Source organism: Streptomyces albireticuli, from assembly GCF_021228125.1.
GTDB lineage: Bacteria > Actinomycetota > Actinomycetes > Streptomycetales > Streptomycetaceae > Streptomyces > Streptomyces albireticuli.
Genome location: NZ_JAJQQS010000002.1, coordinates 652,039 through 670,849, shown reverse-complemented (window position 1 = coordinate 670,849; position 18,811 = coordinate 652,039). Strand labels below are relative to the sequence as shown.

The window sequence follows — 18,811 nt, the reverse complement described above, 5'->3', positions numbered from 1 at the left end:
TCTTCGTCAATCATGCGGGAGAAATCCGCACCCTCTCCCCGCATATCCGACTTACCACCGGTTACAGGACCAAGTCGACCGCTCCCGTAAGGCAATTGATCATCTGAAAGCTATACGGGCGTAACCGTGGCTGATTTGATGTGGACGGCTCTTTTCCCCACCCGAATCAGGGGTCACACCCGCATCAGGGCTACCCCGTCCCCCACAGGGAGATGCAGTGCCGATCGTCAAGCGCGCCGGAATCACCTCCGCGCTCACCGCCGCCCTCGCGGCCGTCACCCTCACCGCCGTGGTACCCCAGTCGGCCCTGGCGGCGACCTCGGCGCCGGACGCCGCCGCCGTACCGGAGTTGAAGGTGCTCACGTACAACACCTTTCTCATGAGCAAGAATCTCTACCCGAATTGGGGGCAGGACCACCGCGCCAAGGAGATAACGGCCGCCGGATTCTTCCGTGGCAACGATGTCGTCGTCCTCCAGGAAGCCTTCGACAACGAGGCCTCGGACGCACTGAAGGCCGGCGCCGCCGGGCAGTACCCGCACCAGACGCCGGTCGTGGGCCGGAGCAAGGACGGCTGGGACGCCACGGGCGGGAACTACTCCTCCACGACGCCGGAGGACGGCGGAGTGACGATCCTCAGCAAGTGGCCGATCGTCCGCAAGGAACAGGTGATCTTCGCGGACGCCTGCGGCGCGGACTGGTGGTCCAACAAGGGCTTCGCCTACGCGGTGCTGGACGTGAACGGCACCAAGGTCCACGTGGTCGGCACGCACGCCCAATCCACCGACAGCGGCTGCGGGGCGGGCGAGGCCGTGGCGGACCGCGCCAAGCAGTTCCGGCAGATCGGCGCCTTCCTCGACGCCAAGAAGATCCCCGCGGGCGAGCAGGTCATGGTGGCGGGCGACCTGAACGTGGACTTCCACGGCGACGAATACCCCTCGATGCTCGCGAACGCCGGTCTGGAGCCCGCGGGCACCCGCGACGGGCACCCGTACTCCTTCGACACGAAGGAGAACTCCATCGCCGCCTACCGCTACCCCACCGACGGCCGCGAGGACCTCGACTACGTCCTGCACCGCAAGGGCCACGCCCGCCCCGCGACCTGGCGGAACACCGTCGTCAAGGAGCGGTCCGCGCCCTGGACCGTCTCCAGCTGGGGCAAGGACTACACGTACACCAACCTCTCGGACCACTACCCGGTGACCGCCGGTAAGAGCTGATCCGCAGCGGGGGCACTTACGGCGGGCGGGCCCCGGCACCCGCCCGCCGGGCGCCCGCGGCCCCGGCGGCACGCGCCCCGGCGAACGCCAAGCTTCCGTATCGAGCACCGGCCGACCCTGCTGTTCCGTCCCAGGTCATGCTTCAATAGGCGCATGGCCAGCTACCAGAACACCGCGACGGGTCGCACCGACCTCGAGCCCTTCTGGCCTTCCCGTCAGCACGACGACTTCGACCGAGTGTGTTGCCGCGCGACCTCCGCGCAGGCCCCCTCCCCCCGCTGACCCCACGTCGAAGTCAGCCGCCGGTCACCGCACCCGGCCAACGGCCCGCGCAAAGCACGTCCATTCGACGGTCCCTCGCGCGAAAGAGCTGAGCTCTCCATGACGAACCTCCGCACCCTGACCGTGCCCGCCCCGGCCCCCCAGGAAGCGCCGGCCGGTTCCGCGGCCCCGCACCCCGCCCACCGCCACCGGCTCCGCGCCGTGGCCCCGGACGAGGTGCCGCCCGTCGCCGAGCTGCTGCACTCCGGCGCGGCGACATGGCTGCCCGCGCCGCAGCACACCGTGCCGTCGCTGCCCGGCCAGCCGCCGATGATCGGCTACCTGGTGCTCGTACCGGCCGAGCAGCCGGCCCCCGCGCCCGCCGCCACCGAGGGGGACGCCCTGGTGAGCATCGACTCCGAGCAGCGCGTCGCCCGCGTCGCGGGCCGGCTCCTGGACCTGACCTACCTGGAGTTCGAGCTGCTCGCCCACCTCGTCGCACACCCCAACCGGGTGCACACCCGCGACCAGCTGGTGCAGACGGTCTGGGGGTACGGTCACGTGGGCGACGGCCGCACCGTGGACGTCCACGTGGCCCGGCTCCGCCGCAAGATGGGCGCCGAGTACCGCTCCTCGATCGTCACCGTCCGCCGGGTCGGGTACAAGTACGCGCCGCCGATCGCCTTCTGAGCCGATCACCTTCCGAGCCGGGCAGCGCGGCGCCGCCGCGGGCGAACGCCGAGGTCAGCCAGGGGTTCAGGGTGTACCCAGGTACACCATGCGCCGGGTAGTGGCCCCCGTGACCGGCCGGACGCGATCACGCAGACTGTTCCCGGGGCCCGACCGACGGGTGCCGGGAACAGGCGCGAGGAGAACACCGGATGAAGGTCCGCAACGCACTGCTGGCGGGCGCGAGGGGGCTATGGCTCGCGATCTTCGGGCTGGTGGCGTCGATCCTGCTGTTCGTCCTCACCGTGCTCTCGATCTGCTTCATCGTGCTGGGCATCGGGCTCGTCACCACCCCCCTCGCCGTCCGGGCCGTACGGGCCTACGCGGACATGCGCCGCGGACAGGCGGAGGCGTGGGCGGGCGTGCGGATACCCACGCCGTACCACCGCACGCGGCCCGCCCCGCGCGCCGGGATCGTGGGCCACGTCGAACAGTGCGTGGCCCTGCTCAAGGACAAGGCCACCTGGCGCGACCTCCAGTGGCTGCTCATGGACATGACCATCGGCACGGTGATCGCCCTGCTCCCGGCCACCCTGCTCCTCTACACGGTCTGGGGACCGGTGCTGGCCCTCGGTGTCTGGAAGCCGATCGTGCGCGCCGACGGCACGTTCTGGTTCGCCTTCGTCCCCGTCAGTGATCAGTTCACCGCCAACCTGGCGGCCGCCACCGGCGTCGGCTTCGGCGTCCTCGGCATCTTCGTGAACCGGCACCTCATGCGCGGCCACGCCCTGCTCGCCCAGCAGTTGCTCCGGCCCACCCGGGAGCGGGAGCTCGCGCTGCGCGTCGACCACCTCACCGAGTCCCGGCACGACGCCGTGGACAGCTCGGCCGCGGAGCTGCGCCGCATCGAGCGCGACCTGCACGACGGCGCCCAGGCCCGGCTGGTGGCGATGGGCATGAGCCTCGGCACCGTCGAGGCCCTGATCGAGAAGGACCCCGCGCAGGCCAAGCGGCTGCTGGCCGCGGCCCGCGCCGACTCCGCGGAGGCCCTCACCGAGCTGCGCGACCTGGTGCGCGGCATCCACCCGCCCGTCCTCGCCGAGCGCGGTCTGGGCGACGCCGTACGGGCCCTGGCGCTGCGGATGCCGCTGCCCGTCGAGGTCGACGTGGAGCTGGCCGGCCGGGCGGAGGCACCGGTGGAGTCGGCGGCGTACTTCGCGGTCAGCGAGGTCCTCACCAACGCGGCCAAGCACTCCGGCGCCCGGCGGGTCTGGGTCGACGTGCACCACGCGGACGGGTCACTGCGGATCGCGGTCACCGACAACGGCCGCGGTGGCGCGCCGCAGCCGGGTGCCGCGGGCGGTGCCGGTGTCGGTGTCGGTGACAAGAACGGTGGCACGGGTCTGCTCGGCATCGAGCGGCGCCTCGGGGCGTTCGACGGGGTACTGGCCGTCAGCAGCCCGGCGGGCGGGCCGACGATGGTGACGATGGAGATTCCCTGCGTGCTGGTGTGACGAGGAGGGAGCAGCGGTAGCGGTGGGGAGACGTCGCGCTCATGACCGTACGTCAGCCGCGCCGCGGGTGACCCGCGCGTCCTCGCATCGGCGACCATAGAGGGGATACGGCCCCCGCCCGCCCGGCGTCCGGGGCACCGACCTCCCGATCATGGAGCCCCCGTGCGCGTAGTGCTCGCCGAAGACCTGTTCCTGCTGCGGGACGGCCTGGTCCGGCTGCTGGAGGCCTACGACTTCGAGATCGCGGCGGCCGTGGAGAGCGGCCCCGAACTCACCCGGGCGCTGGCGGAGCTCAAGCCCGACGTCGCGGTCGTGGACGTACGCCTCCCGCCGTCCTTCACGGACGAGGGCCTCCAGTGCGCGCTCGCGGCTCGGCGCGAGACGCCCGGCCTGCCGGTCCTGGTGCTGTCCCAGCACGTGGAGCAGCTCTACGCGCGGGAGCTGCTCGCCGACGGCAGCGGCGGCGTGGGCTACCTGCTCAAGGACCGGGTCTTCGACGCGGACCAGTTCGTGGACGCCGTGCGGCGGGTGGCCGGGGGCGGCACCGCGATGGACCCGCAGGTCATCTCTCAGCTGCTGTCCCGGCGGGAGCGGGACCGGCCGATGGCCCGGCTCACGCCGCGCGAGCGCGAGGTGATGGAGCTGATGGCACAGGGGCGGTCCAACGCGGCGATAGCCGACCGGCTCCAGGTGACGGAACGGGCCGTAGCCAAGCACACGTCGAACATCTTCGCGAAGCTGGGGCTGCCGCCGTCGGACGACGACAACCGGCGGGTGCTGGCGGTTCTGGCGTATCTGGACCAGGGCGGGGAGTAGGAACGGCGGGGGCGGAGACAGGAGCGGGGCGGGAGCAGCAGTGGAGGCGGGAGCGGGAGCCGGGGTGCCGCCGCGCGGGGCCCTTGTCCCCTACCCGCCCCTTCCCGAAACCGAGGGTTTCACCCCCGGACCCCCTTTCCGCGCTGCCGCGCGGTGTCCTCAAACGCCGGACGGGCTGGATTCCGCCCCTGCCCGAGATCGGCTTTCCCCTGTGTCAGGGGCAGCCTGCCCGCCCGGTTCCGGGCGACGACCCAGCCCGTCCGGCGGTTGAGGCCCGGGGTCCGGGGCGAAGCCCCGCCGCGCGGCGGAGCCGCACATCGGATACAGCGGGAAGGGGCGGGGCCCGGGGAAAAGATCCCCCCGCCCCCACCCCCGCGCGCCCCATTGCTCCCCCCTGAGCCGCCGGTTAGCGTGCGCCTCGCACGCGTCCGTTGTCGCACACCGCACAGTGGGGAGCGCCATGACCGAGCCGTCGAAACCTCCCGGACCGTCGACCGGACCCCGACCCGAGCCCCAGCCCCAGCAGCCCGGCCGCTCGCCCGGTCCCTCACCCTTCCACCCGTCCGGCCCCGCGCCCGAACCCCCGCCACGCCCCTCCAGACGTCTGCTCCTGGGCGCCGCCGGAGCCCTGGGCGCCGGAGCCGCCCTCGCCTCCGCGGCGCCTGCCGGAGCCGCACCCGCCCCACAGGCACCCTCCGCGCCCGCCGCCCCCTTCTCCACCGACCCGGCCGCCGCCGCCCTCCGCCGCCTGCTCGGCGCCCACGCCTCCCAGTTCCGGCTCACCGCACTCACCGGCGGCGCGCGCGAGCACTTCGAGGTGGGCGGGGCCGCCGGGCGGATCGAGGTGGCGGGGACGAGCCCGGCGGTGCTGCTGACCGGCGTGCACTGGTACCTGAAGTACGCGTGCGGGGCCCATCTCACCTGGAACGCGCAGCAGATCGACCTGCCCCGCACCCTCCCGGCGCCGCCCTCGGGGCTGAAACGTTCCACCGCGCTCCGGCACCGCTTCGCCCTCAACGACACCAACGACGGCTACACCTCCCCGTACGCCGACTGGGCCTACTGGGAACGGATGATCGACATCCTGGCCCTGCACGGCTGCAACGAGGTGCTGGTGATCGCCGGCCACGAGGCCGTCTACCACCGCCTCTGGCAGGACTTCGGCTACTCCGAGGCCGAGTCCCGGGCCTGGCTGCCCGCGCCCTCGCACCAGCCGTGGTGGCTGCTCCAGAACCTCAGCGGCTACGGCGGCCCCCTCTCCCCCGCCCTGATCGCCCGCCGGGCCGCACTCGGCCGCCGCATCGCCGACCGGCTGCGGGAGCTCGGCATGGCCCCCGTCCTGCCCGGCTACTACGGGTCCGTACCCGACGGCTTCACCGCCCGGAACCCCGGCGCCACGGTCGTCCCGCAGGGCGTCTGGCACGGCTTCCGCCGCCCGGACTGGCTCGACCCGCGCACCGGCGCGTTCCCGCGCGTGGCCGCCGCCTACTACCGCCACCAGGCCGAACTCCTCGGCAAGGCCGCCCACTTCAAGATGGACCTGCTGCACGAGGGCGGCACGGCCGGCGGCGTCCCCGTCGCGGCCGCGGCCCGCGGCGTCGAACGGGCGCTGCGCACCGCGCACCCCGACGCGACCTGGGTGATCCTCGGCTGGCAGGACAACCCGCTCCCCGAGCTCCTGAACGCCGTCGACCGCGAGCGGATGCTGATCGTCGACGGGATCTCGGAGCGGTTCAAGGGCATCACCGACCGGGAGAAGGACTGGGGCGGCACCCCGTACGCCTTCGGCACGATCCCGAACTTCGGCGGGCGGACGACGATCGGCGCCAAGACGCACCTGTGGACCGAGAAGTTCTTCGCGTGGCGCGACAAGCCGGGCAGCGCCCTCGTCGGCACGGCGTACATGCCGGAGGCCGCCGACCGCGACCCGGCGGCCTTCGAGTTCTTCTCGGAGCTGGCCTGGCAGGACCGGGCGCCCGACCGCGCGCGGTGGTTCGGGGCGTACGCCGCCTTCCGCTACGGGAAGGCGGACGCCGCCGCGCGGGACGCCTGGACCGCGCTGTGCGAGACCGCCTACCGGCAGGAGGCGCCCGAGCGCAGCGACCCGCACGACAGCCTGTTCGCCGCCCGCCCGGACCTCGCCGCCGACCGCGCCGGCGAGTACGCGCCGAGCGCCCTGTCCTACGACCCGGCCCGCTTCGACGCGGCGCTGGCCGGGCTGCTGGCCGTGGCCGCGCCGCTGCGCACCACCGACACGTACCGCTTCGACCTGGTCGACGTCGCCCGGCAGGCGCTCGCGCACCGCAGCCGGCAGCTGCTGCCGGAGCTGCGGAGCGCCTACGAGCACAAGGACCTGGCCGCGTTCCGCGCGCTCGCCGCGCTGTGGCTGAAGCTGATGCGGCTGGCCGACGACATCGCGGGGACGCACCGGGCGTTCCTGATCGGGCCGTGGAACGCGGCGGCCCGGTCGTGGGCGGCCGGGCCGGCGGAGGCGGCGGAGCTGGAGCGCACGGCCAGGGTGCTGGTGACCGTGTGGGGCGGGCGGGCGACGTCCGACGGCGGGAAGCTGCACGACTACGCGAACCGCGACTGGCACGGCCTGATGGGCGACTTCTACCTGCCGCGCTGGCGGCGCTGGCTGGAGGCGCTGGAGGACGCGCTCCGGGAGGGCCGGGCGCCGGCGCGCGTGGACTGGTTCACGGTGGAGGAGCCGTGGACCCGGGAGACCAAGGAGTATCCGCTGCGGCCGGTGGGCGACGCCCACCGTACGGCGCTGCGGGTACGGGACACCCTCGCCACCGCCCCGTACCAGGGGACGCTGTCGACGTCGGCGCTGCCCGCGGCCGTCGCGCCGGGCGGCGTCACGACCGTCACCGTCTCCCTCACCAACGTCAACGGCCTCCGCGGCACCGGCCGCGTCGACCTGTCCGTCACGGGACTCGCGGCCACGCCGCAGGGGGCGACCTCGCTGCCCCGGCTGGCCCCGGGTGCCACGGGCTCGGCCCGCTGGCGGGTGACCGCGCCGGCGACGCCGCTGGAACGCCCGCTCCAGCGGGTGCCGTACGAGGTGGGCGCGGTCTACGGGCCGCAGGGCGAGGAGCGGGTGCGGTCGGCGCGGACCGGCACCCTGTTCCTGGCCGGGCCGTTGGGCACCGGCTGGCGCACGGCGACGAACAACGCCGCCGTCTTCGGCCGGCTGGGCGAGGACCGGTTCGCGATCGACGGCTCGGGCGAGGACATGTGGAAGGGCACCGAGCAGTTCGGCACCGTCTACCGCGCGGGGTCGCTGGCCGTCGGGGCTGCGGCGACCGTCCGGGTGGACGCCCAGACGGACACGGGAAGCTGGGCGCGGTCGGGCATCGTCGTCCGCAACAGCCTCGCGGGGCGCTCGCCGGGCGCGGTGAACCTCGCCGTGACGCCGGGCGAGGGCGTCGTGGTGTCGTACGACTCCAACGGCGACGGCACCTTCGACGGCTACCGCCGCGTCACCGGCCTCAAGGCTCCCGTCCGGCTCAGGCTGACGCGTACCGCCGCGGAGACCTACCGGGCCGAGTGCTCCACGGACGAGGGCGCGACCTGGCGGACGGTCGCCGAGGTACGGGCGCCGGGCGCGACGGCGTGGCAGGACGTGGGCATGTTCCTGACCGCGGGCAACGACGGCAGCGGCGAGCGCGGCACGGCGGACTTCAGCGGGTGGCGGCTGACGTGAACCTTACGGGCGGGTGACCACCGTCCTGACCCTTACGGGTGGGTGGCCACTGACCTGACCTTACGGGCCGGTGGCCACTGGCCCGACCCTTACGGCAGGCGGCGGCTGATCCGCCCCCTTACGGCGGGTGGCCGCCTCGCTCAGCCTTACCGCGGACGGCCGCCTCGCTCAGCCCTACCGCGGGCGGCCACCGGCCCGCCCCGGCAGCCGGTCCCCCCGGCCGCCGCCCTGGGATCGAGGCCGGCCCCGGCTCGGACGATCATGGCGGGATGACCACACGGCTCGTCCGGCTCGCCCCCGCCTACGTCGGGGCCGTCCTCGCCGGCTCGTACGCGACGCACCGCCTGCTCACGCCCGCGGCGCGGGAGCGCCTGCTGCGGCGCTGCTCGACCAACGCCGACAACCTCGACGGCGGGCGCTGGGACACCCTCGCGACCAGCGCCCTGCTCACCGAGGGGCCGCTGGAACTCCCCTACGCGCTGCTGCTCCTGGCCGTCCTCGGCTACGCGGAGTACGCGTACGGGGCGTGGTGGGCGGCGGCCGCCTTCGTCTGCGGTCATGTGGGCGCTTCCCTGCTGGTGTACGCGGGCCTGCGCGCCGTCCGCGCCGGGGCGCCCACCCGGTCCGCGACCGATGTCGGCCCGAGCTACGGATACCAGGCGGTGCTGGGCGCGCTCGGCGCGTCACTGCCGAGGGGCGCCGCCCGCAACGGCGCGTGCGCCGCCCTCCTAGCCTTCGGCGTGCGCCCCCTGCTGAGCGGCCGACGGCCCACCTTCACCGACGTGGGGCACCTGACGGCGCTGGGACTGGGACTCGCGCTGGGCCCGGGCCTGGGACCGAGGCCGGGTACGGGCCTGGGAAGCATGGGCATCCCGGGGAACCCGGGGAACCCGGACCGTCCAGGCAGCGCGGGGAGGGGGTGCGAACGCGTCCTCCGCTACCGTTCGGCACAATAACGGTAGAAAACCGACAAGGGAGACGCGCCCATGCCGCAGTTCGACGCCTCGACCATCATCAACCTCCGCGACCTCGGCGGCATCGCGCTGACCGGCAACTCCGCCGTCCGCCCCGGCCTGCTGCTCCGCTCCGGCCAGCTCGACCGCCTCGACCCGGCGCTCGATCCCGCCGTCGCCGCCCTCGGCATCCATACGGTGGTCGACCTGCGGACCGAGCACGAGCGGAGCCGGCGCCCCGACCGGGTGCCCGAGGGCGCCCGGCTGATCGTCGCGGACGTGATGGCCGGCGGGGTGGTCGCGACCGGCGGCGACGGGATGCCGGCCCGGCTGGAGACGGTGCTCGGCAATCCGGCCGTCGCCGAGGAGCACCTCGGCAACGGCAAGGCGGAGAAGCTGCTCTGCGACGCCTACCGCGCCTTCGTCACCTCCGAGCCCGCCTGCGCCGCCTACCGGCTGCTCTTCTCGGCGCTCGCCGAACCCGACTGCGGCCCGCTGCTCTTCCACTGCACCGCCGGCAAGGACCGCACGGGCTGGGCGGCCACCGTCCTCCTGCTGCTGCTCGGCGCCGACGAGGACACCGTCATGGAGGAGTACCTCGCCGTGAACCCCGTCGTGCGCGCCGCCTTCGCGCCCCTCATCGACCCCTTCACCGCGGCGGGCGGCGACCCGGAGATCGCGGACGCCATCCTCGGCGTGCGCCCCGGCTACCTGGCGGCGGCGCTGGAGCAGATGCACCGGTCGCACGGCGGGGTGGAGGCCTACGTCCGCGAGGCCCTCGGCATCCCCGACGAGGCGGTCGACCGCGTGCGCGCCCGCTGCGTGGCGTAGCACCGGCGCGGGGCCGTAGGAAGTACGCCCCCACAGGGGTGAGGTGACCATCTCACCATTCACTCGTTCTACGGATCGTGGAGCAGCAAGCGACAGCCCCCCGGCCCATCCCGCCCGTCGACGTCGAGCAGGCGGAGGCCGCGCTCATCGAGCACTACCCGCGCCTGGTACGGCTCGGGTATCTCGTACTTCCGCCGTCGCTGGGCCGCAACCGCCGCGTCCTGACGGCGCACGCCCTCGCCCAGCGGGCCCTGCCCCGCAATCGCGTCGGCACCACGGAGCTCGCCGGGCTGAGCGTGCCCGCGCCGCGCGGCGCCGACGGCTCGCCCGCCGACCCCGGCTACGCCTACGTACGGTTGCGCGTGCTGCGCTCCGCCCTGGAGGCGGGCCGGCCCCGCGGCCGCTGGCAGCTGCCGAAGCCGGGCCGGCTGCCGCCGCTGCTGCCCCAGGTGTGGGGGCTCCGGCTGTTCCCGCGCTCGGGCGGCGCCGACGAACTCGCCCTGGACCAGGCGCTCGCCACGCTCTCCGGGCCCGGCCGCGCCGCGTACGTCCTGCGCGCCCTGGAGCTGCCCTCCGACCGGGACGTCCGGCAGGTCCTGGCGGCGGCCGGCGTCGAGGACACGGCGGCGGCGCTCGCCGAGGCGGACGGCCTCCGCGCGCCGGCCGGCAGCCGGGACGCCTCGCTGCTGGAGTCGATGGAGTTCGACCCCTGTTCGCTCCAGGCCCGGCCGACGGACCTGATGCGCCGCCGCCAGCACACCCGGGCCGCGCTCGCCGCCCTCGCGGCGGCCGTGGTGTGCGGGACGCTCCTCGGCCTGCCGGGTGACGGCGGCCCGGACGGCGCCGCCGCCCCGCCCTACACCCGCAACGCCGCGGCCGAGCGGGCCCTGGACCCGGCGAAGCTCACGAAGGCCGCGCCGGGCGCGTGGAAGCGCGCGGACCGGGCCGGTTTCGCCGTCTGGCCCGCCCGCGGCGGCCGCGTCACCGATCAGGAGCTGCTGCGCCGGGCGCTCGCCGTCTGGGCCCGGCCGGGTTCCGCCGTCCGGGTGACGGCCACCCCCGGCACCCAGACCGGCCCGGCCGCCGGCCCGCCCCAGCTGCTGTACGCGGGCGTGGTCGGCCAGGCGGCGGTCGTGGTGCTGTACGACGGCCTGCGCGTGGTGCGCTACGCCGAGGCCAAGGACGGCGACGGCGGCGGTGGCGCGGCCCTGGACTTCGCCCGGGCGGACGGCGCCGACGGCGCGGCGGCGACGGCGGTCGTGGTGGGCCGCGCCGACAGCAACGTCCGCTATCTGACGGCCCCTTGGGTGAACGCGGTGGGCGTGCGCGACCTCCTCAAGCCGCAGGCCGCCGCCCAGCCCCTGCGCCTCGCCGACGACGGTGTGACGGACCCGACGCTCAGCCCGGCCGTCACGAGCGACTGCCACGGCTGGCCCGCGCTCGAGATGGGCGGCCACCTGGTGACCGACCTCGGCGAGCTCACCCCCGCCCTGCTGACCACGGGCACCCCCGCCGGCCCCCGCGACGTCGACGGCGCCGCCGCGCGGGCCGGTTGGGCGCACACCGCCTGCCACCTCCAGACCGCCCGCTCGCAGGGCGTCCGCTCGGTCAACGCCTGGCCGTTCGCCACGCAGCCGCTGCCCGGCGGCGCGGGCAGCGCCGAGTGGGTCTGCACCCGCGCCGAGACCTGGCGGGGGCCGGGCAGCAGGGTGCTGGCGACGTTCCAGGTGCCGGGCGCCCGGCCGGGCGCGCCCAGCTCGACGGTGGCCCGCGCCGAGGACACCCCGGCCTGCGGCGCCCGTGACCCGCACGTCCTGACGGGCGTCCTGTGGAAGTCGCCGCGCGGCACCTGGTACGCCCTCGCGGCGGGCGGCGGCGGGGTGCGGTCGATCGCGGCGGCGGGCGGGGTGAAGGGCGCGGCGCCGGGCGCCCTGCTCGCCGTGCCGGCCCGGCCGGGCGTGCGGACGGAGCTGAGCGCGCGGCTGGCGGACGGCCGGAAGCTGACGGCGCTGCGCTGAGCCGCCCGCGCCTCGCTCGTGCGGCCCCGCCCGGGACGCGCCCAGGACCCACCCAGGTCTCGAACGGGCGTCCGGGCGGGGCCGATCCGTGCCATTAGGATGACCGCCATGAGGAACGGGGTCCGCCGCAGGATGGGTGTCGAGCAGCGTCGCGAGCAGTTGATCGCGGTCGCTCTCGATCTGTTCGGCCACCGGCGCCCCGACGACGTCTCCATCGACGAGATCGCAGCGGCGGCCGGGATATCCCGGCCGCTCGTCTATCACTACTTCCCCGGCAAGCAGAGTCTCTACGAGGCCGCGCTGCGGCGCGCCGCGGAGGAGCTGGCCGGGCTCTTCGACGAGCCGCGCGAAGGCCCGCTGGGCGAACGCCTGTTGCGGGTGATGAGCCGCTTCTTCGACTTCGTCGAGGCGCACGGCACGGGCTTCGCCGCCCTGATGCGCGGCGGCCCGGTGGCGGGCTCCGGCCAGGCGTGCGCCGTGGTGGACGGCGTGCGCCGGGCCGCGTACGAGGAGATGCTCTCCCACCTCGCGGTGCGCTCCCCCGCGCCCCGTCTGGAGCTGGCCGTCCGCTCCTGGATCGCCCTGGCGGAGACGACCGCGCTGCTCTGGCTGGACGGCCGCCGGATCCCCCGGGAGGAGCTGGAACTCCAGCTCGTGCACGCCTTCGCGGCGCTGACGGGGGTGAGCGCGGCCTACGACGAGGGGATGGCGTCGACGCTGCGGCGGAGCCTGGCGGAGGAACCGGCGGACGGGCCGCTGGCGGAACTGGTCCACCGTTTGGACCGGCCGGCGCCTCAGCCGTCCTGACGCGGCGTCGCGGCCGCCGGAGGGGCTTTCCCCTACCCGCCCCTTCCCGTTAACCGGGGCTCCGCCCCGGCCCACTACCCCGCCCGGAACACCGCCACCGTCCGCCCCGGCACCGCGAACGTCCCGCTCGTGACGTCGTACACCGCCCCCTTCACCACCGGATCCGCCCCGCCGGCCTGCACCGGGTGCAACCCGTACCGGGCGCCCGTCAGCTCCGCGATCCGCTCGCTCCGCCACCCCGTCGTCGCGTTGAACACCACCACCAGGTCACCGAGCCGCATGGTGATCACGCCCGGTGTCTCGTCCCGCCCGGACAGCGGGAACGACAGGGCCGCCTGTACGTCCGCGGCCGTCTTCTGGCGGAACGCCTGCTCCGTCGTGCGGATCCGGAGCAGGTCCCGGTAGGCCGCCGAGGCCGCCGTGACCGGGCCGCAGCCGGGGCGGAGGGCGGGGTCGGCCAGGAGGGGGCGGGCGTAGGGCCACTTGGCGGCGTTGTCGGCGGCCGGCGGCAGACCGCGGCCGAAGCCGTTGCCGTCCCGGCAGTCCCAGTGGATCGCGTTGAACCAGTCGCCGCTGTCGTAGGAGTTGCGGTCCAGGGACTTGGAGCGCAGCAGGTCCGTACCGGCCTGGGAGAGGGACGGGCCCTGTGAGAGCGCCGTGGTGGCCAGGGCGAGTACCTGTGCCCTGGCCCGGTCGGCGGGCGCGGTGGCCCGGGGCAGCTTGAAGGCGAGGGCGTCGTAGAGGCTCTCGTTGTCGTGGGCGTCGGCATAGGCGAGGGCGTCGCCGGGCGCGTCGGCGTAGCCCGCGGGTGAGCCGTTGTAGTCGACGTCGGCGCCGCGGACGGCACGGCCGGACGTGTCCGTGAAGCGGTATCCGGCGAGGTTGCCGCTCAGGCCGACCTTGACGAGGTCCTGCGCGTGCAGGAGCCGGGCCCGCTGCTCGGCGGGCGAGCCGTTCGCGGGCGAGTCGTTGGGGGCGGTGAAGAGCCCGGAGGCGAAGCCCTGGACGCGCGGGTCCTCGTCGAAGGGCCCGCCGCCCCGGACGGCGTCGCGGGCCCGGTCGGAGAAGGTGGCGACGCCGGTGCCGGCCATGTTCTTCTGTGTGGCCTGGACGAAGCGGGCGTCGTTCGCGGCTTCCCCGAAGTTCCAGCCCTCGCCGTAGAGGATCACGGCCTTGCCGTCGACGCCGTCCTTCGCCGGGGTGAGGGCGTCGAGGGCCCGGCGGACGGCCAGGATGTTCGCCTTGGGGTGGTGGCCCATGAGGTCGAAGCGGAATCCGTCGACCTTGTACTCCCTGGCCCAGGTGACCACGGAGTCCACGACGAGCTTGCCCATCATGGCGTGCTCGGGGGCGGTGCCCGCGCAGCAGGTGGAGCCGGCCACGGCGCCGTCGTCGAGGAGGCGGTGGTAGTAGCCGGGCACGATGCGGTCGAGGACGGACTTCTCGCTCTGCCCGGAGGCGGCGGTGTGGTTGTAGACGACGTCCATGACGGTCCGCAGCCCGTCGTCGGCCAGCCCCTGGACCATCCGCCGGAACTCCAGGGTCCGGCGCGGCCCGTCGGGGTCGGAGGCGTACGAGCCCTCGGGGACGGTGTAGTGGAGCGGGTCGTAGCCCCAGTTGTAGGCGTCGCGGGCGGCGGCCTTGCCCGTGCAGTCCTGCTGGCGGTCGGAGTCGGCCGGGAGGGCGGCGAGGTCGCAGGGCGGTGTCGCCTGGTCGGCGCGGCGCTCGGGGGCGGTCGCGAAGTCGAAGGCGGGGAGGAGGTGGACGTACGAGGTGCCCGCGCGGGCCAGTTCCCGCAGGTGGCGGGTGCCGGCCGAGGAGGGGTCGGCGAAGGCGAGGTACTGCCCGGGGTGCTTCGCGCTGCGGTCGGCGACGGAGAAGTCCCGGAGGTGCAGCTCCTGGATCGCCGCGTCCCGCAACGGGACGGCCTTCGGCTTGCGGAGACCGCGCCAGCCCGCCGGGGACAGGGCCGGGTCCGCGAGGTCGGTGACGAGGCTGCGGGCGGAGTCGGCGGTCAGGGCGGTGGAGTAGGGGTCGGTGACCAGGTTGGTGACGACCTTCCCGGCCGACGGCGCCCAGACGGTGACGGCGTAGCGGTAGGGCTTCCCGGCCCAGTCGCGGGAGCCTTCGGCGCTCCATACGCCGCTGGTGTCGTCGCGGCGCATGGGGACGGTCCGGCCGTCGAGCTCCAGGGCGACGTGGCGCGCGGTGGGCGCCCAGACGGAGAGGGTGGGCCTGCCGTCCCGGAACACGGGCCCGAGCCTCGCCCCGGCGGCGGCCCCCGCGTACAGGTCGTCGAGGACGCCGGGGATCTGCACGCCGGTCGCGACCCCGTCCGTCCCGGCGACGAGCCGCCCGCTGAGCACGTCGCGTTCGCGGCCCCGGGCGTCGACGCGGTAGGCGTCGTAACCGGCGGCTAGGTGGGGGTACTCGGCCCGCTGCGCGGCGGTGAGGCCGCCGGGGACGCGGGTGAGGTCCAGGGTGCCGTGGGCCTTGCGGCCGGCGTCGTAGGTGAGGTGGTGGGGGCGGGTGGGGTCGCCGAGGTTCTTGGGCCAGGCGAGGGTGGATCTGTCGATCCATTGGACGCGGGCGTCGGTGGGGGTGGGGGTGGGGGTGGGGGTGGGCGTGGTGGCGTGGGCGGGGGTGGGGCCGGTGGGTATGAGGAAGGTGAGGGCGGCGAGGAGGGTGGCGGCGGTTCGGTGGGCGGGTCTCATGTGTGCGGCTCCTTCGGGGTGGGTGGGGGTGCGGGTGGGTTGCCGCTGCGCGGGGCCTTGTCCCCTACCCGCCCCTTCCCGTAACCGGGGGCTTCGCCCCCGGGCCCCCTTGCCGCGCTCCGCGCGGTGTCCTCAAGCGCCGGACGGGCTGGAAAATCCAGCCCGTCCGGCGTTCGAGGACCGGGGTCCGGGGCGGAGCACCGGGTCGGGAAGGGGCGGGCAGGTGAATCAACCGCACGTACGCGCGGCCGTGTGCAGCGCCACCGCCGTCCCCGCCCCCACCGTCGCCGTGAAGCGCCCGTCCGCCCCCACCGACACCCGCCGCCCGCTCTGCACATCGCAGTACGAACCCCCCGGCAGCGACGTCTGGAACGTGCGGCTCAGCGCGAAGGACTCGTGGTTGACGACCACGTACCCCTTGTCGCCCCGCCCGAAGGCGATCGCCTGGTACCCGTTGTCCCACCAGTCGCCGACCGCCGTCCCCCGCACCGCGTTGCGGAAGCCGACCATGGCCTTGATCTCCGGCCACTTGTGCTGGCACTTCCAGCCGTCGCGCCAACACGCCGTCACGGCGCCGCCGTTCGGCGGTCCCGCGTCGCGGTCGGTGAACTCGTAGCCGGAGTGGACGTCCGGGGAGCCGTAGGGCCAGGCGAGCGCGAAGACGTTGGCCAGGGTGTAGGCGGCGCCGTCCTTGTAGGTGAGGGTGTCGCCGCCGCGCTCGGTGTCGTGGTTGTCGACGAACACGGAGGCCCGGTCGCCGGGGAGGTAGCCCCAGCCCTCGCCGTAGTTCTTGAGGTACGCGAGGCGTTCGCCGAGGAACACCCGCTTGAGGTCACGGGCGTAGCGGAATTCCTGGACGTCGCCGTTGCGGAGGTATTCGTCCGGCTGGACGGCCTCCCCGGCGCCGAAGATGGTCTCCTGCTTCCACAGGACGCCGGGCCGGGCGGTCCGGGCCTTGATCGCGGCGAGGTCCTCGGTGGGGATGTGCTTCGCGGCGTCGACGCGGAAGCCGTCGACGCCCAGGGCGAGCAGGTCGTCGAGGTACCGGGCGACGCGGCCGCGGACGTACTCCTCGCCGGTGTCGAGGTCCGCGAGGCCGACGAGCTCGCAGTCCTGGACGTTCCGGCGGTTCCGGTAGTCGGTGACCTCGGCCGTGCAGTCGTCCATGTCCTGGCGCTGGTACGTGCCGGGGTAGTCGTACTTCGTATACGTGGAGCCGCCGGTTCCGGTGCCGGAGCCGGCCGACATGTGGTTGATCACGACGTCGGCGACGACCTTGACCCCGGCCGCGTGGCAGGCGCGGACCATGTCCGCGAAGGCGGCGCGGTCGCCGAGCCGGCCGGCGATCCGGTAGCCGACGGGCTGGTAGGAGGTCCACCACTGCGGGCCCTGGATGTGTTCCTGGGGCGGGGAGACCTGGACGTACCCGTAGCCGGCCGGGCCCAGGGTGTCCGCGCACTCCTCGGCGACGGAGGCGTACTTCCACTCGAAGAGGACGGCGGTGACGTCCCCCGAGCCGAGCGCCGTGGCCGGCGCCGCCGTCGCCTCCGGGGCCACGAGGACCGCGCCCGCCACGAAGGCGACGGCGGCCGCCAGGGTTCTTCGGGCGATTCCGGGCATGCCGAGGGAAGCCATGGGGTCTCCTGGGGGGTGGGCGGCCTCTACGGCAACGCGCAATGCCCTCAAGGCCCATGAAGGTTCTTTCTGCAAGATTGCCCGCACGGCGGCAAGTACTTGCCGGACGAGACCGTACGAGCCCCCTCCGCCCTGGTCAACCCTTGGGACACGGTCCGGTTACAACCCGGAAATCTCGCGATTCCCTCCTTGCAAACTCTTTCGCAAGAGATTTCAGCCTGTTAGCTTCCTCCACAGCTCGGGCCGCCCGCGACAGGTCGGCCTCTTTGAAGAGGAGATCCATATGCGAAGAGGCATATCGGTCGCCGCCCTCGTCGGCGTGCTGGCCCTCACCGCGACCGCGTGCGGAAGCGACGGCGGGGACGGCGGCGACGGCTCCAAGGCGGCGGACGACCCGGGCGGCGTGAGCGGCAAGGTCACCTGGTGGGACACCTCCGACGCCACCAACGAGGCGCCCGCGTTCAAGAAGCTGGTCGCGGCCTTCGAGCAGAAGTACCCCAAGATCGAGGTCGAGTACGTCAACGTGCCCTTCGACCAGGCGCAGCAGAAGTTCAAGACCGCCGCCTCCACCGGCAAGGGCGCCCCCGACGTGCTGCGTTCGGACGTCGGCTGGACCCCCGGCTTCGCCCAGCTCGGCTACCTCAAGGACCTGACGGGCACCCCGGCGCTCGACAAGTCCTCCGACTTCCTCGAAGGCCCCCTGAAGAACGCCGCGTACCAGGGCAAGACGTACGGCGTCCCGCAGGTCACCGACACCCTCGGACTGCTCTACAACAAGGAGCTGTTCGCGAAGGCCGGCATCGACAAGCCCCCGGCCGACTGGAAGGCGGTCAAGGAGGCCGCCGAGAAGATCAAGGACAAGACCGGCGCCGCCGGCATCGGCCTCAGCCCCGACAGCTACTACTCGCTGCCGTTCCTCTACGGCGAGAAGAGCGACATGGTGGACGCCGGGCAGAAGAAGATCACCATCGCGAACGCCGCGTCCCTCAAGGGCATCGAGACCGCCGTCGACCTGGTGAAGTCCGGTGCCGCGCCCAAGCCGGCCGGCACCGACGGCTACAACGCCCTCAAGACCGACTTCAAGAACGGCAAGCTCGCGATGCTCATCGACGGGCCGTGGGCGACCAAGGAGATCTTCGGCGGCGACGCGTACAAGGCCAAGGAGAACCTGGGCATCGCGGCCGTCCCGGCCGGCTCCACGGGCACCGCGGGCGCCCCGGTCGGCGGCCACAACCTCGTCGTCTACGCCGGGTCCAGGAACTTCGACGCCTCGTACCTCTTCACCCGGTTCATGACCGAGGCCGCCCAGCAGGAGGCCGTCTCGAAGGAGATCGGCGTACTGCCGACCCGTAAGTCCGCCTACTCCCAGGCCGTCCTCGCCGACCCGGTGCGCAGCGCGTACTACGGCGCCCTGTCGAAGGCGCACCCGCGGCCGCCGATCCCGCAGGGCGGCGACCTGTTCACTGACTGGCTCCAGCACTACACGAAGATCCTCACGCTGAAGGAGGAGCCGAAGGACGGGCTGGACGCGACGGCCAAGGCGTGGAAGTCGGCGCTGCTGAAGGACTACTCGGTCGAGTAGGCGGGGTCGCGGGGTTTCCCTTCCCCGGCTCGCCGCGCCCTTCCGGCCCGGGGTCCTCCCCCGGGCCCCCGGTCCTCCATCCG

General features: G+C 74.0%; 11 protein-coding genes and 1 pseudogene. 10 read left to right on the top strand and 2 right to left on the bottom strand.

From position 1 onward, the window contains the following. Positions 1-217: 217 nt before the first annotated feature. From sph to LUZ64_RS03100, 9 genes are all read left to right on the top strand, one after another. The gene (sph, locus tag LUZ64_RS03145; RefSeq protein ID WP_095582771.1) at positions 218-1,219 is read left to right on the top strand and encodes a sphingomyelin phosphodiesterase; all 1,002 of its coding nucleotides are present in this window, start codon (positions 218-220) and stop codon (positions 1,217-1,219) included. 381 nt (positions 1,220-1,600) lie between these two features. Further along, positions 1,601-2,170 (top strand): winged helix-turn-helix domain-containing protein, encoded by a 570-nt coding sequence (locus tag LUZ64_RS03135; RefSeq protein WP_232390019.1) that lies wholly within the window; start codon positions 1,601-1,603, stop codon positions 2,168-2,170. Positions 2,171-2,361: 191 nt separating this feature from the next. Continuing rightward, positions 2,362-3,663 (top strand): sensor histidine kinase, encoded by a 1,302-nt coding sequence (locus LUZ64_RS03130; protein WP_095579537.1) that lies wholly within the window; start codon positions 2,362-2,364, stop codon positions 3,661-3,663. 162 nt (positions 3,664-3,825) lie between these two features. Continuing rightward, positions 3,826-4,479: a LuxR C-terminal-related transcriptional regulator gene (locus tag LUZ64_RS03125; RefSeq protein ID WP_095579536.1), complete on the top strand. Its 654-nt coding sequence runs from the start codon at positions 3,826-3,828 to the stop codon at positions 4,477-4,479. Positions 4,480-4,939: 460 nt separating this feature from the next. After that, positions 4,940-8,188, top strand: coding sequence for an alpha-N-acetylglucosaminidase (locus LUZ64_RS03120; protein WP_232390020.1), 3,249 nt, complete (start codon positions 4,940-4,942; stop codon positions 8,186-8,188). A gap of 269 nt (positions 8,189-8,457) precedes the next feature. Then, the gene (locus LUZ64_RS03115; RefSeq protein WP_211304908.1) at positions 8,458-9,144 is read left to right on the top strand and encodes a rhomboid-like protein; all 687 of its coding nucleotides are present in this window, start codon (positions 8,458-8,460) and stop codon (positions 9,142-9,144) included. Positions 9,145-9,174: 30 nt separating this feature from the next. Then, positions 9,175-9,972 carry a tyrosine-protein phosphatase gene (locus LUZ64_RS03110; protein WP_095578695.1) on the top strand — a complete coding sequence of 266 codons (798 nt, stop codon included), beginning with the start codon at positions 9,175-9,177 and terminating at the stop codon, positions 9,970-9,972. A gap of 77 nt (positions 9,973-10,049) precedes the next feature. After that, positions 10,050-11,990, top strand: a complete 1,941-nt coding sequence (locus LUZ64_RS03105; protein ID WP_372471987.1) for a hypothetical protein — start codon at positions 10,050-10,052, stop codon at positions 11,988-11,990. Positions 11,991-12,098: 108 nt separating this feature from the next. Continuing rightward, positions 12,099-12,797, top strand: coding sequence for a TetR/AcrR family transcriptional regulator (locus tag LUZ64_RS03100; RefSeq protein ID WP_095578697.1), 699 nt, complete (start codon positions 12,099-12,101; stop codon positions 12,795-12,797). A 74-nt stretch (positions 12,798-12,871) separates the two neighbouring features. Here LUZ64_RS03100 and pulA read toward each other — a convergent pair whose 3' ends face one another. Beyond that, positions 12,872-15,511, bottom strand: a complete 2,640-nt coding sequence (gene pulA, locus LUZ64_RS03095) for a pullulanase-type alpha-1,6-glucosidase (RefSeq protein WP_232390911.1) — start codon at positions 15,509-15,511, stop codon at positions 12,872-12,874. 234 nt (positions 15,512-15,745) lie between these two features. After that, positions 15,746-17,122: pseudogene (locus LUZ64_RS03090) on the bottom strand (alpha-amylase); the annotation flags it as partial. Positions 17,123-17,429: 307 nt separating this feature from the next. On the opposite strand from LUZ64_RS03090, the gene LUZ64_RS03085 reads away from it, so the two are divergent. After that, on the top strand, positions 17,430-18,728 hold the full coding sequence (locus LUZ64_RS03085; RefSeq protein WP_095578928.1) for an extracellular solute-binding protein: 1,299 nt from the start codon (positions 17,430-17,432) through the stop codon (positions 18,726-18,728). Positions 18,729-18,811 lie beyond the last annotated feature (83 nt).

Coding starts and splice junctions, on each gene's coding strand:
- LUZ64_RS03110 (WP_095578695.1), top strand. CDS start 9,175: ATGCCGCAGTTCGACGCCTCGACCATCATCAACCTCCGCGACCTCGGC.
- LUZ64_RS03115 (WP_211304908.1), top strand. CDS start 8,458: ATGACCACACGGCTCGTCCGGCTCGCCCCCGCCTACGTCGGGGCCGTC.
- LUZ64_RS03120 (WP_232390020.1), top strand. CDS start 4,940: ATGACCGAGCCGTCGAAACCTCCCGGACCGTCGACCGGACCCCGACCC.
- LUZ64_RS03085 (WP_095578928.1), top strand. CDS start 17,430: ATGCGAAGAGGCATATCGGTCGCCGCCCTCGTCGGCGTGCTGGCCCTC.
- LUZ64_RS03130 (WP_095579537.1), top strand. CDS start 2,362: ATGAAGGTCCGCAACGCACTGCTGGCGGGCGCGAGGGGGCTATGGCTC.
- pulA (WP_232390911.1), bottom strand. CDS start 15,511: ATGAGACCCGCCCACCGAACCGCCGCCACCCTCCTCGCCGCCCTCACC.
- LUZ64_RS03135 (WP_232390019.1), top strand. CDS start 1,601: ATGACGAACCTCCGCACCCTGACCGTGCCCGCCCCGGCCCCCCAGGAA.
- LUZ64_RS03100 (WP_095578697.1), top strand. CDS start 12,099: ATGAGGAACGGGGTCCGCCGCAGGATGGGTGTCGAGCAGCGTCGCGAG.